The organism is Rhizobium sp. AN6A, assembly GCF_900215635.1.
GTDB lineage: Bacteria > Pseudomonadota > Alphaproteobacteria > Rhizobiales > Rhizobiaceae > Agrobacterium > Agrobacterium tumefaciens.
Map to the genome: position 1 here is coordinate 2265334 of NZ_OCNC01000004.1, position 13036 is coordinate 2278369.

A 13036-nucleotide genomic window follows, 5' to 3' on the forward strand; every position below is an offset into this window, starting at 1 on the left:
AGGATGTCTCCCCGTTTGACAATCATGATCGCGGGCTAAACGCATGAAATAATGTAAGGTTCCGTAAGGGTAAGGACTTTAAGCGGCACTTCTGCTTCGGCGCAGGTTTTCGCGCTTTTCCAGAGCCATGCATCCCCACAATATGCCGAGCAGCAGGAAGAAATGCCGCCAGTGATCGGTGTCGATGACGTTGCCGATCATCACATGCCCGACAAAGGTTACCCAGGAAATGATGAGAAACGGCTGCCACGGCCGCTGGCGCAGCAGTAGTTTGAAGCAGGCGGCAATGGTCCAGCAGATCAGCGCGAGATAGATGACGAAGCCGAACCAGCCATGCGTGGTCAGGCTTTTCAGCCAGATATTATGTTCTGCGGCGGGGAAGATGTCATCGAACACCATGGGGCCGATGCCGAGCGGATGTTCCATCGCCATCAGGAAACCGAGATAGTGGCGGGCAAAACGCCCGAGATGGCCGCCATCATAGGATTGCACCGCCGAGGCGCGGCTAGAGAACAGGTCTGCCACCTGCTTGAATTGCAGCGCGATGATGACGGCTGCGACCATCAATGCCACGGCGACGAGAAACAGAACGAGGATTTTCAGCCGGAATGCCGCCGTGCGCTCTTTCAGCAGCATGACGAAAACCAGAAGCACGGCCGAAAACAGGAAAAGGCCCCATGCGGCGCGTGAAAACGACAGGAACACGGCAAGAGACAGAATAAGCAGGCCAAGGATCCGCCATGGCGCATGCATCGCCTTGCCGGAGAGCAGGCCGTAAATCAGGTACAGCGACGGCGTCACCAGGAAGGGGCCGAAAACGTTCGGGTCCTGAAAGGCGCCCTTGGCGCGATCGTAAAGGGTAAAGACCTCGAAACCGGGAATGGCGTGAAAATATCCGATGATGCCGAGCAGGGAGGTAATCAACGCTGCGGCGAGCCAGGCCCGGAAAATCAGCAGCAGCCGCTGGTGCTTGTCCTCGATGATGGCAGCATAAAAAACCGAGGTCAGCGCCAGAAAGGTCGATACGGCGAGATAGAGCGGTCCCTCGTCAAGATTGGCCATGGTGGTGAGCGAAAGATAACCGCCGACATTGAAGGCAAGCAGCATGCACAGAAGCAGGACGACGGTGCGCGAGAGGCGCAAGCCCAGCAGGAACCAGATGGCCACTTGCCCCACCATCATCAGCTCGTAGGGCGCCGGTTCGGAAATCACGAAGCCGGAAAGAAAGACGCCGAAGGCAATGAAGAACGCGCCGACCAGCCGCATGGCGGCAAGCGGTGCGTCAAAATCCGGCGCGTGCTGGTAACCGGTGTGGGTCAATAGGCATTTTCCGATTTGAGCAGCCGGATCGGCGTCAGGAACAGGATCTTGAGATCGAGAAGCAGCGACCAGTTCTCGATATAATAGAGATCGTATTCGGTGCGGAACTTGATCTTGTCGCCGTGGTCGATCTCACCACGCCAGCCATTGATCTGCGCCCAGCCGGTAACACCGGGCTTGACCTTGTGTCGGGCGAAATAATGCTCCACCACCTCGGTATATTTCAGGTCGCCCGTCTGGGCGTGCACGGCGTGCGGACGCGGCCCGACCAAAGAAAGATCACCGTAAAGAACGTTGAAAAGCTGTGGCAGCTCGTCCATCGAGGATTTTCGCAGGAACCGCCCGACCGGCGTGACGCGCGGATCGTTTTTCGTGACGGCCTTTTTCGCCGTGGGGTCGCTGAGTTCCGTATACATGGAACGGAACTTCCAGACATTGATCGTTTCATTGTTGAAGCCATGACGCTTCTGCTTGAAGAACACCGGGCCTTTGGATGTCGTCTTGACGGCAATCGCCGCGCCCAGCATCACCGGCCACAACAGAACGATGCCGATAATGCTGAAGACGATGTCGAACACCCGTTTCCCCACCGAATCCCAGTCGCGTATCGGCTTGTCGAACACGTCGAGCATCGGCACCGCGCCGACATGGGAATAGGCGCGGGGGCGGAAACGCAATTTGTTGGCATGGGCCGCGATACGGATATCGACGGGCAGCACCCAAAGCTTGCGCAGGAGCTGGAGGATACGCGCCTCGGCACTGAGCGGCAGGGCGATGATCAGCATGTCGAGCTTCGTCAGGCGGGCGAATTCCACCAGTTCCGCGAAGGTGCCGAGCTTGGGGTAGCCGGCAACGACATCGGGCGAACGCTCGCTTTTCCGGTCGTCGAAAATACCGCAGATGCGGATATCATTGTCCGATTGCTGTTCGAGCGAGCGGATGAGGTCCTTTGCGGCATCGCCGCCACCGACGATCACGGCGCGACGCTCCATCACGCCGTTGCGGCCCCAGTGGCGAATGGCGAAGCCGAGGATCAGCCGTCCGGTGAAAATGGCGATTGCGCCCGTGGCGTACCAGATGGCAAAAGTCTGCCAGGAATGCAGCGCTTCTGGCAAAAACAGGAGAAGGATGCTGGCGACGGTGACGAAGGACAGGCAGACGGCGCCCTGAATGCGGGCAAACATTTTCAGCGGCGCGCGCAGCGTCGGCAACTGGTAACAGTCGCCGGCCTGCAAAAGAAACACGCAAACCGCCGCGCCCAGCACCCCAATGCCGAAAACCGCAAGAAAGGTTTCAAGCCCCTGCCGGGCAGCGATGCCGTTGACGATGGCCGCGATGATCGCAAGCATCGAAAATTCGAGAAGACGCAATTGGCCGATGACCATGTTTGGCGAATGGTTGCCGGCGCGAAGCTGGTTGGCGATCTGCCGGGCAAGCGGATTGAGAACGACGCTTTCCGATGCGGAAGGCTCACCCGCATCGCGCTCGGAGATTTGCTGGCGCAACGTTGCCAGATCGAATTCAAGTCTTCCCTTGTCAGCCTTGGTCATTGCTTTGGTCCGCACCCTCCAGCCCATCGGCCCGAAAATCGGAATCGATTTTCGAAGGGAACGATGCGCAACTTCAAAGTGGTAGAGCACAGTTTTCGCATCCGCGAGGATATGTGCGCTCTACGAGCAGGAAACTAGCCGAAACATGCTAAGAAACGTTTATGATGAGTTTCTACAGGACGGCGGAATATACAATTAAAAATCGTGTTTTTGAAATGTTTCTAGAGCGAAAGCAGGTGACGATAGAGCTTCATCATGTCGTCGGCCATGACAGGCGTTGAAAATTTCGCCTTGAAGCTGTCGGGGCGGGGCATCACCCGTTTTCCCCAGTCCGGGTTCTCTGCATCCTTGACCATTATCTTTGCCAGCGCATCGGCGTCTCCAGCCGGAACGAGCGCCTCGCTGTCTTCTCCCAGAACCTCAGCTATGCCTCCAACATGCGAGGCGATGACGGTTTTCCCCGCAGCAAGCGCTTCCAGCACGATATAAGGCATCGCCTCGGCGCGTGAGGGAACGACAACAGTCGACGCCAGCGCGAATGCCTGTCTGGCGGGCATGGCGGCATGCATGGATATCCGCTGCGAAAGTCCGGCCTTGGCGATCATATCAGCATATTTGTCCCTGTCCGGCCCATCGCCGACGATGACGCCGGACATGGGCTGGCCGATGCTGCGTTCCATCTTGGCAAATGCCTTGATGAAGATGTCGGGCCCCTTCAGGTCACGCAGCATGCCGATATAGAGAAAGCGCGCGGCCCCTTCGCGGACGGGCACGGTTTCAAACTCGCTTTCCTGCACGCCGTTATAGATCATCGCCGTGCGGGTGCGTGGTTTGCCGACTTTGGTTTCGTAGGTTTCCTGTTCAAAATTGCAAACGAAACATAGTGCGTCGGTGAAATGCTCCTGAAACCGCTCGATACGCAGGAACAACTGCCCTTTAAGGCTTTTGCGATCGTAATGCAGGCTGCCGCCGTGCGGCGAATAGAGGCGGGCTACGCGATACTTGTTCACCCGCAACAGTGAGCCGATCAGCCGGGCCAGAGCGCCACCCTTGGCGCTGTGCCCATGCAAAATATCCGGCCGCAAACTTTTGATATGGTTGTAGGACTTAACGAGCGCCCATAGGTCGCCGGGGCTGATCGACCGCTTGATCGGCAGGCGGGTCAACCCTAGCTCCAGCATCGGGGCGATCTGCGCGAAAAGCCGTTCCTCATGCGCGCCGCCGGTCGAACTGTCACAGACTATGCCGACCTTGTGGCCCTGCTTGACGTGTTCTTCGATCAGGTCACGCACATGGCGGAACACGCCACCGACGGGAGAGCGGAAACAGTGAATGATGCGCAGGGGAGGACCGTCATCCGCCATGTCAGCCGCTCCGTTTTTCAGAAGAAGCGTTCACGCACATAGACCGTATCGCCCGCAAGAATTGGTGCGGTGATCCCGATCCGGCCGGTCATCACCTCGGTATTGATCTTGCGGGTGATATCGACATCAGCCTGATTGGCGCGTGGCGTGAAGCCGCCGGCGATGGCGATGGCGTTCTGCGCCGTCATGCCCGGCACGTAGGAATATTGGCCGGGACGGCCGACTTCGCCCATGATGAAGACGGGGCGATAACGATCGATCTCGATCGTCACATCGGGATCGCGCAGATAACCCTGACGCAACTTGGCGGCAATGGCGGCTTCGAGCTGCGGCAGCGTCTTGCCTCGGGCGGGAACCTGACCGACGAGCGGGAAGGCGACATAACCGGCCTGATCGACCGTATAGGTATTTGTCAGCCCGGTCTGTTCGAACACGTTGATGCGCAGCCTGTCACCGCTATCGACATGATAGGGCTGCAGGGCGCCCTCGTGAAACGCCTTGGGCGCAGGTTGATATGCCGCGCAACCGGAAAGGGCCGTTAGAACGGCAAGCGTCAGTGCGGTGACATGTCGTGATCCGGCGAGCGGCATCTCATCTGGCTCCGAGTCGAACTATGAGCATTCTTATCGTTCTGTTAGGGTTAATGGGCGGTAAACAGCCAGTCGCAAGGATGGTAATATCGGCTTTATTTCGTCGGCTTCGTCACAATTAACTGTTGTGTTACCGGAAAGACTTAAACTTCGCGAAAATTGGCCCTCTATATTTGAGCGCCCGAGGTGTGTCTCGGTTACGGAGCCCGTATGAACGGCGATCGCATTGATGACAGGGATGTGGATATCGATCTCGCGCGGCTCGTCGCTGCCATATGGCAGCGCAAGGGCAGGATAGCGGCGATCACGCTACTTGCCGGGGGCGCCGCCTTCGTTGTCGCAAGCATGATGTCGCCCGCGTACAAGGGCGAGGCGCGCGTCCTCATCGAATCGCGCGCGGCCTCCTTCGGTGCATCGCAGCAGTCGAATGCGCCCGCCGAACCTGTGCTCGATGAATTGACCATCTCCAGCCAGGTGCAGATCCTGCAATCGGTCGACCTCATCAAGCAGGTCGCGAAAGATATGAAGCTTTATGAGCGGCAGGAGCTTGACCCGGCGGCGCGTCCTTCTCTCGTCTCGAAGCTGCTGGTTGCTGTCGGCGTCAAGAAAGATCCGCAGCAGGTGCCGCCAGAGGAACGGATTCTGAAGGCGTTCCAGGAGAGGTTGCAGGTCTACCAGGTCGAAAGCTCGCGCGTCATCACGGTCGAGTTCTCGTCCGAAGACCCGATGCTTGCGGCAGCAGTCCCCAACGCGATGATGAAGGCCTATATCGCGCTGCAGAGCGGCGCGAAACTGGACACAAGCACGGAGGCGGCACGCTGGCTCGAGCCGGAAATCGCCAATCTGCGTGAGAAGGTTCGCGATGCGGACAGGAAGGTCGCGGATTACCGCGCCTCGTCCGATATTCTGTCGGCAGGGCAGGGCGAAACGCTCGCCACCCGGCAACTCAGCGATATCTCGACCGAACTTGGCCGTATCCGCGGGGAGCGGGCAAATGCGGAGGCGCGGGCAGAAGGCGTGCGCAACGCGCTTTCGAGCGGCCGGCCACTCGATACTTTTCCGGATGTCGTCGCCTCGCCGATGATCCAGAGACTGAAGGAAAGCGAGGCTGCCATGCGCAGCCAGATTTCCGATCTGTCTTCCTCGCTGCTGGAAGGCCATCCGCGTATCAAGGCGCTGCGCAGCCAAATTGACGGCATACAGCGGCAGATTCAGGAAGAGACCCGCAAGGTGCTCGCAAGTCTCGAAAACGAGGCCAATGTGTCCCGCCTGCGGGAGCGGCAACTGGTTCAGCAATTGAATGTGCTGAAAACGGAAAGTGTACGCGCCGGTGAGCAGCAGGTTGGCCTCAACGACCTGGAGCGCGAGGCCTCGGCCCAGCGCCAGCTTCTTGAAACCTATCTGGCCCGTTACCGCGAGGCGACGTCGCGCGCCGGTTCAGCCGAATCCACGCCCGCCGATGCCCGCGTGATTTCAACGGCAGTGGAGCCGCGCGAACCCTATTTCCCGAAGACCGGCGCCATCACCATCGTCGTCACGCTGGCGGCCTTCCTTCTCTCCTGCATCGTCGTCATGCTCGTGGAACTGTTCACCGGGCGGGCGTTGAAGCCGGTTGGCAAGACCCATGTCCCGCCGCTGTCCGATCCGCCACCGCCCGCGAGAGCGCGTGCTGACACGGATGAGACACCGGATACGCCGGAACAACCGCTTCCCGCACGTCAGGAGGAAGCGCCGCCTGCGGTTCGTTCCATGCCTGCCGCTGCCCGCCACTCCATTGTCGAACAGGAAGCGCAGATACCGGTCGCGGCCGTTGCTGCCAAACCGGTCCTGCCGGCTGCAGACGCCGTGGCTGCGAAAGTGGACGCTGCGGAAGAAGAGATCGACAACTCCGACAATTTCTCGATCGACGCCATCGCGGCCTTCCTCGCCACTCGTCTTGCCAAATCTGTAGCAGCGGTCGTATCTCCAGCTGGTGATAGTGGTTCGACCACCACCGTCATGCTGGCGCGCGCCCTGTCCGAAATGGGCCGTTCGGTCGTTCTCGTCGATATGACGGCATCGGCCTGTCCGACGCGCCTGATGGCGCCTGAGACCGGACTGCCGGGCGTCATGGACCTTCTGGCGGGTGCCGCCGCCTTTGGCGAAACCATTCACGGCGACCGGCTTTCCGACGCCCATATCGTGCCGCGCGGCAATGCGCAGCCGCGTGAGGCCATGCGCGCCATCGACCGGCTGACCATGATCCTCAGCGCGCTTTCCGACGCCTATGACACGGTTCTCGTGGAGTGCGGCGCGGTGCAGATATCGAGCCTTGAGAAAATGCTGCGCAATCTGCCGGCGGAAATCGTCGTGTCCGTTCCCGGTAATGATAGCGAATTGCTGGAAAAGACCCTCGGCGAACTGGTTGCTCACGGCTACGAGCAGGCATTGCCGATGACCGGCATGCGCAAACCGGACCGTCTTAGCGCCGCCTGACATGCCGCGGCCGATAACCGGTCAGTCGGCAGCGGGCGCTGCGTCCATGCTCGGCCGACCGGCGCGGAAACGCTGAATGAACGCATAGAGTGCCGGATTGGATTTGATCAGGCTCTTTGTCCGGGCAATGGCAACATAGGCAGAGGCCGCCGCGCGGCCCTTCAACGTCACCGGCAGGAAAATATCATGCTGTACGGTGAAAAGCGGACACCAGCTGCGCTTGTAGGGCTGGTCACCGACGCCGAAATCGAAGATCGCCGCATTTTCACTGCAAGCCCGTTCGATCATCAGCCAGAACAGCAGCTCACCGGGGCTGATTTCCGCAAAGGTCTCGTCGATAGAACCGAACTGGCAGATGATGTGATCCTGCTTGCGCGAAAGGCCGGATATGGCAGCGATGAAGCCTTCATTTTGACCATGCAGTCGAATGGCGTGCAGTTCCAGAAGACTGTCTGTGCCGCTCTCCGGAAAATTTGCGAGGTCATAGAAAAAGTCTTTTACCGATTGATCGCGAAAAACATCCGGAATGCCCTGCGATGCGAACCGGGCTGCCTTCTGCCGGAAAAACGTCTGCAATAATTCGCACTTTTCCCGTGGCGAACGGGCGGTCACATGGCTGTAACCACCCATTTCCTCGGCTCTCCGGCTCTGGATGCGGAATTTCTTCCGGCGCCTCTTGGCGTTGATCTGCCGAAGCGTGGTCTCAAAATTTGCAAGTAATGGAATCTGGAAGGCCGGGTTCTGGTTTTCGACGGACGCCAGATGCGAGAGCGGGTTGGTCCTGCCGCGCCAGATCAGCGGTATGTTCTGCAAGGCCAGAATATCCGCCTGGCCACGCAGCAGCTTTCGCGCTTCGCGGGCAATGGCTGCCGCCGTTTTGTGGCTGGTTGCTTCGGCGAAGGACCGGTCGAAAAGCCCGGTATTGATATTGTTGAAACGGCCGCCGGGAAAACGTGCCTTTCGGATGCCGCCTTCCAGAACGATTTCGAGCGGCAGCAGGAACACGGTCTTTCCGCTTTGCCTGCCGCGAATGATAAGGAGGGGTCTGTCCTGCGTTTGCGCCCAGATGGAGCACCAGCCGTAACCCTGATGCAGCGAATTGAGCGGGTCGCTCTCCAGCTGTTCCCAGTCGGCGCGGATGGTCGAGGCATCGTCGACGAGATCGATAGCCAGGCGATCGGCGCCCCGCCGCTCGTTTTGCACGGCGGCTGGTCCTTCACCCTCGCTGACTATGACCGGCGCTTCAGCCGCCATCCACGCTCTCCGGTTGTTTCGGTGAGACTATATCGTTGAGCGGCAAACAAGAGGTTTATAAAATTGCGACCTCTGGATGTCCCGTAGAAGGCAGGTGCCTATCCCTGTTTTTTGGAGCCGGCCATCCATTTGATGACCAGCATGGCGGGCAGTATCCACAAAAGCCCACTCAGCACGAAGTAGGCAAGATGCACCCACCATGGAGATTGCGCCAGCGTCGCCGACGCGATGGCCGTCGCCGCCACGGCGTAGATGACGACGAGGCAGATGATGACGATGGTGCCGATGAGCGATCTGAGGCGAGGGTGCATGAAATCTTCCATAACCGGGCATGTATCCCAAAAGTGTCATCGGTTTTGGGGAAAAGACATGCGTAAAACAAAAAATCTAGATCGTCTTGGTGATTCGAAGCAGAGACAGGACGATCTGATGTCTGGCGCAACTATACCGCCGCGACGGGATGCCGCAAACCCTGAGGCCTTGTTTTGTGGTGCCGGTTGGGGCTAATCAACATGACTGTATGATGGAGACCTCTAAGATGCGTTCGAGCGGCATGACGATGGCAAATGGTTCTGCGGAAATGGTGGTGGAGGCTGCCCTGCAGAAACAGGAGACGGATCGCCGCCTGCTGCGCATCTGGCTGCGCGTCGTCCTTTTCACGCTGTTCTGTCTCGTGCTTGTCGGCGGCGCCACGCGGCTGACCGAGTCTGGCCTGTCAATTACCGAATGGAAGCCGATCCACGGCGCCATTCCGCCGCTTTCCGTTGCGGAATGGGAAGAGGAATTCCAGCTCTACAAGCGTATTCCCCAATATCAGGAAATCAACCGGGGCATGTCGCTCGATGAGTTCAAGACGATCTTCTGGTGGGAGTGGGCGCATCGACTGCTTGCCCGCGCCATCGGTCTCATCTTCGCCCTGCCGCTCGCCTTCTTCTGGCTGACCGGCCGCATCGAAAGGCGCTTGCGCCTGCCGCTCATCGGCCTTCTGGGGCTTGGCGGCTTTCAGGGTTTCGTCGGCTGGTGGATGGTGTCCTCCGGCCTCGTCAACCGTACGGATGTCTCGCAATATCGCCTGGCAACGCATCTGACGATCGCGTGCCTCATCTTTGCGGGCTGCATGTGGATATTGCGCGGCCTGTCGCACCATTCGCCCGATGCTGCCAATGAAACGACCGGCCGCCGTTTTGCAGCACTGCTGACCTTCCTCTGTCTGTTCCAGATTTATCTCGGCGCGCTGGTGGCGGGGCTGAATGCCGGCCTGTCCTACAACACGTGGCCGCTGATGGACGGCTCCCTGGTGCCCGGCGATCTTTTCCTGCAACAGCCTTGGTGGATCAACCTGTTCGAAAACCCGAAGACGGTGCAGTTCGTCCACCGCCTCGGCGCCTATACGCTGTTTGCCGCCACGCTGTGGCATATGGTGTCCTTGGCTCGCGCCGTGCCCGGCACGCCGCATGCCCGCCGCGCCGTACTGTTCTTCGTGTTGATCTCCATTCAGGCGGCGCTCGGCATCACCACGCTTCTGATGCATGTGGATATTCATGTGGCGCTCGCCCATCAGGGCATGGCGCTGCTCGTGCTTGGTTTTGCAGTCGCCCATTGGCGAGGCTTCCTCGGCGAATACCCGGCACCTCTCGCGGTTGAGATCAGGGACTGAAAACCCTTAAAATTGCTTCAGGACAGACTTGATGGTTGTCGCGACGGCCAGTTCGTCGTCGCGTTCGCGCGTGTTGCCATCTTCCTCGTGCCATGCCGCCGAAAGGCAGCCGTAGGCGAAGGCATATTGCAGAAGCACCCGCTCGTCCCGTTTGAGCGCTTTCGCAAAAATTGACGCCATGGAGGCGATGCGTGCCTCGCTGCGTGTCAGATCGAAGCGGTCGAGCGGATTGGAGAACATGTTGGCGACGTCGAGTGCTGCATCGCCGATCAGGCCTGCCGGGTCGATGATGATCCAGCCACGCGCACTGCGCATGATGTTTTCGTGATGCAGATCGCCGTGCAGCGGTCGAATATTGCTTTGGTGCCCGATAAGCTTGTCGGCAAGCGAAGCGGCTTCGATATAGGGGCTGTCGGTGCCTTCGCTGCGATCGTGCTCGGCTTTACGGAACAGACTTTCGAAATATTGCGGCAGCGTCAGCAGGCTTGCTGGTGGCGTCTGCGTTGAAGGCTGGTGATAGTGAAGGAGAACATCGGCGGCGATTGCTGTCGTGGCATCATCGTCGCTGTCGCGGAACAGCACGTCGCGCAGCGTCTCATTGCCGGCATGTTCCATGAGCAATATGTCGTCGGAGCGATCGAGCAGCTTCACGCAGCCGACACCCGCCCGCCATTCGATGAAATCCGCCCCGCGAAGGCTGTCTTTCAGAACCTTTTGTTTAAGTACCTTGGCGATGGCAAGGGAACCATTGCCAAGTCTGACTTCGTAAACCACCCCGGCCGGCGTATCGGCAATCTGTTTTGCGGCCTCGATATTCCACGAGGCCGGAAAAAAGGGGATAGCTCGGCTCACGCAGAAAGCCTCATGCCGAGAGCATCAGCTCCATGTTCTGGACAGCCGCACCCGATGCGCCCTTGCCGAGATTGTCGAGCAGCGCGACGAGATTGATGTGTTCGCCGCCCGGCGTGCCGAAGACGAACAGCTTCATCGTGTCCTTGCCCGCCAGTTCCTCGGCATCGATGCGGGACAGCCCCTTGCTTTCGGCAAGCGGAACGACGCTGACGATGTCCTGTCCGGCATAATGGGCAGTGAGCGCGGCATGCACGGTCTCGATGGTCGCGCCGTCCTTGAGGTCGGCGGCAAACAGCGGAACCTGCACGATCATGCCCTGCGGGAAGCGCCCGACGGAGGGCGCAAACAGCGGCGCGCGGTCCAGCTGGCCGTGAATGGTCATTTCCGGCACGTGCTTGTGCGCAAGCGTCAGGCCATAGAGAAAATTATTGGCGCTGATCGCGTCGTCCCGGCTCTGATCTTCCATCTGCGCGATCATCTGCTTGCCGCCGCCGGTATATCCGGACACGGCGTTGACGCTGACGGGATAACCATCGGGCAGAATGCCGGCGGCGCGCAACGGACGCAGAAGGCCGATCGCGCCGGTCGGGTAGCAGCCCGGATTGGCAACGAAGCGGGCGGAACGAACCTTTTCGCCCTGTTCCTTGTCCATTTCGGCAAAACCGTAAGCCCAGTCCTTATGGATACGATACGCTGTCGATGTGTCGATGATGCGGACATTGTTGTTGCCTGCCACCATGGTGACAGCTTCCCTGGAAGCATCATCCGGCAGGCAGAGAATCGAAATGTCGGCGTTGTTGAGCATGTCCTCGCGGATAGCGGCGTTGCGGCGCTCGGCTTCGGGAATGGACAGCAACTCGATATCGCGGCGACCAGCAAGGCGCGTGCGGATCTGCAGACCCGTTGTGCCGTGTTCGCCATCGATGAAGATCTTCGCTGTCATGTCCTTATCCTGACTTTTCAGAGGGTTGCGAGGGTAATCGGATTCAGTTTGCTAAGCGCCCCGACGTCGGTTCAGCCGGCCTTCGCCAGCCGTTCGGCGCGCAGGCCAAGCATATACATTGCAACGGTCGCTCCGGCAATGGCGGTGATATCAGCATGGTCGTAAGCGGGCGCGACCTCCACCACATCGGAGCCGCGAATATCGAGCTGGCCGAGCCCGCGAAGAACGGACAATATCTTGGCGCTGGTGGGCCCACCGGCCACAGGCGTACCGGTTCCGGGCGCGAAGGCTGGATCGAGGCAATCGATATCGAAGGTCAGATAGGTGGGCATGCCTGCCGTGTGCTTGATGATCAGCGAGGCAATGTCGCTCGCCCGCATCTCCTCCACCTCGTATCCGTGGAGAATGCGGATGCCGAAATCCTCAGGCGCATGAGTGCGGATGCCGATCTGGATGGAGCGGTCTGGATCGATCAGGCCGTCGCGCACGGCGCGGGCCACGAAGGAACCATGGTCAATGCGTTTGCCGTCGTCGAACCAGGTATCCTGATGCGCATCGAAATGCACCAGTGCCAGCGGGCCGTGCTTTGCCACATGCGCCTTCAGCAGCGGCCAGGTGATGAAATGGTCACCGCCGAGCGTCAGCAGATAATCCGTCTTGGAGATGATCTTGCGCGCTTCCTTTTCGATCGTATCAGGCGTTTTCCAGTGATTGCCGTAGTCGAGCAGGCAGTCGCCATAATCGATGGTCGGCATATGGGCGAAAAGATCGCGGGCGAAAGGATATTGCGGATCGTTGTCGAAAATCGCGGAGGCACGGCGGATCGCCTGCGGCCCGAAGCGTGCACCCGGCCGGTTGGATGTCGCCGCATCGAAGGGGACACCCCAGACGGCCGTCGATACGCCCTTGAGGGTCTTGGTATATTTGCGTCGCATGAAGGAGAGGACGCCCGCATGGGTCGGGTCGGTCGCAGCTGATGTCAGCGTGGCGGCGGTGAAGGCATGGTCGATGGTTTTTGATGGCATTGATCA

General features: G+C 59.5%; 11 protein-coding genes. 2 read left to right on the plus strand and 9 right to left on the minus strand.

Features of this window, described 5'->3' with window-relative positions; genetic code table 11:
* Positions 1-78: 78 nt before the first annotated feature.
* From uppF to uppC, 4 genes are all read right to left on the minus strand, one after another.
* Positions 79-1320, minus strand: coding sequence for a polysaccharide biosynthesis O-antigen ligase family protein UppF (uppF, locus tag CRO62_RS23760; RefSeq protein WP_097102280.1), 1242 nt, complete (start codon positions 1318-1320; stop codon positions 79-81).
* Positions 1317-2870, minus strand: coding sequence for a polysaccharide biosynthesis glycosyltransferase UppE (gene uppE / locus CRO62_RS23765; RefSeq protein WP_097102282.1), 1554 nt, complete (start codon positions 2868-2870; stop codon positions 1317-1319). The genes uppF and uppE overlap by 4 nt, the downstream gene beginning before the upstream one ends.
* Positions 2871-3091: 221 nt before the next feature.
* On the minus strand, positions 3092-4234 hold the full coding sequence (gene uppD / locus CRO62_RS23770) for a polysaccharide biosynthesis type 4 glycosyltransferase UppD (RefSeq protein WP_097102284.1): 1143 nt from the start codon (positions 4232-4234) through the stop codon (positions 3092-3094).
* Positions 4235-4251: 17 nt separating this feature from the next.
* Positions 4252-4824, minus strand: a complete 573-nt coding sequence (gene uppC / locus CRO62_RS23775) for a polysaccharide export protein UppC (RefSeq protein ID WP_003512614.1) — start codon at positions 4822-4824, stop codon at positions 4252-4254.
* 210 nt (positions 4825-5034) lie between these two features.
* Here uppC and uppB point away from each other — a divergent pair, with 210 nt between their 5' ends.
* Positions 5035-7299 (plus strand): polysaccharide biosynthesis protein UppB, encoded by a 2265-nt coding sequence (gene uppB, locus CRO62_RS23780; protein ID WP_097102286.1) that lies wholly within the window; start codon positions 5035-5037, stop codon positions 7297-7299.
* A 21-nt stretch (positions 7300-7320) separates the two neighbouring features.
* Here the strand turns inward: uppB and uppA are convergent, their stop codons facing one another.
* The gene (gene uppA, locus CRO62_RS23785) at positions 7321-8553 is read right to left on the minus strand and encodes a polysaccharide biosynthesis GNAT family N-acetyltransferase UppA (protein ID WP_097102288.1); all 1233 of its coding nucleotides are present in this window, start codon (positions 8551-8553) and stop codon (positions 7321-7323) included.
* A 98-nt stretch (positions 8554-8651) separates the two neighbouring features.
* Positions 8652-8864 carry a DUF2842 domain-containing protein gene (locus CRO62_RS23790; protein ID WP_045018742.1) on the minus strand — a complete coding sequence of 71 codons (213 nt, stop codon included), beginning with the start codon at positions 8862-8864 and terminating at the stop codon, positions 8652-8654.
* 227 nt (positions 8865-9091) lie between these two features.
* On the opposite strand from CRO62_RS23790, the gene CRO62_RS23795 reads away from it, so the two are divergent.
* A complete protein-coding gene (locus CRO62_RS23795; protein ID WP_097102290.1) occupies positions 9092-10210 on the plus strand; it encodes a COX15/CtaA family protein in 1119 nt (372 codons plus the stop codon).
* Between the two features lie 6 nt (positions 10211-10216).
* Here the strand turns inward: CRO62_RS23795 and CRO62_RS23800 are convergent, their stop codons facing one another.
* From CRO62_RS23800 to speB, 3 genes are all read right to left on the minus strand, one after another.
* Positions 10217-11062 carry an aminoglycoside phosphotransferase family protein gene (locus CRO62_RS23800; RefSeq protein WP_097102292.1) on the minus strand — a complete coding sequence of 282 codons (846 nt, stop codon included), beginning with the start codon at positions 11060-11062 and terminating at the stop codon, positions 10217-10219.
* A 10-nt stretch (positions 11063-11072) separates the two neighbouring features.
* Positions 11073-12005, minus strand: coding sequence for an N-acetyl-gamma-glutamyl-phosphate reductase (argC, locus tag CRO62_RS23805; protein ID WP_019565461.1), 933 nt, complete (start codon positions 12003-12005; stop codon positions 11073-11075).
* Between the two features lie 71 nt (positions 12006-12076).
* A complete protein-coding gene (gene speB / locus CRO62_RS23810; RefSeq protein ID WP_097102294.1) occupies positions 12077-13030 on the minus strand; it encodes an agmatinase in 954 nt (317 codons plus the stop codon).
* Positions 13031-13036 lie beyond the last annotated feature (6 nt).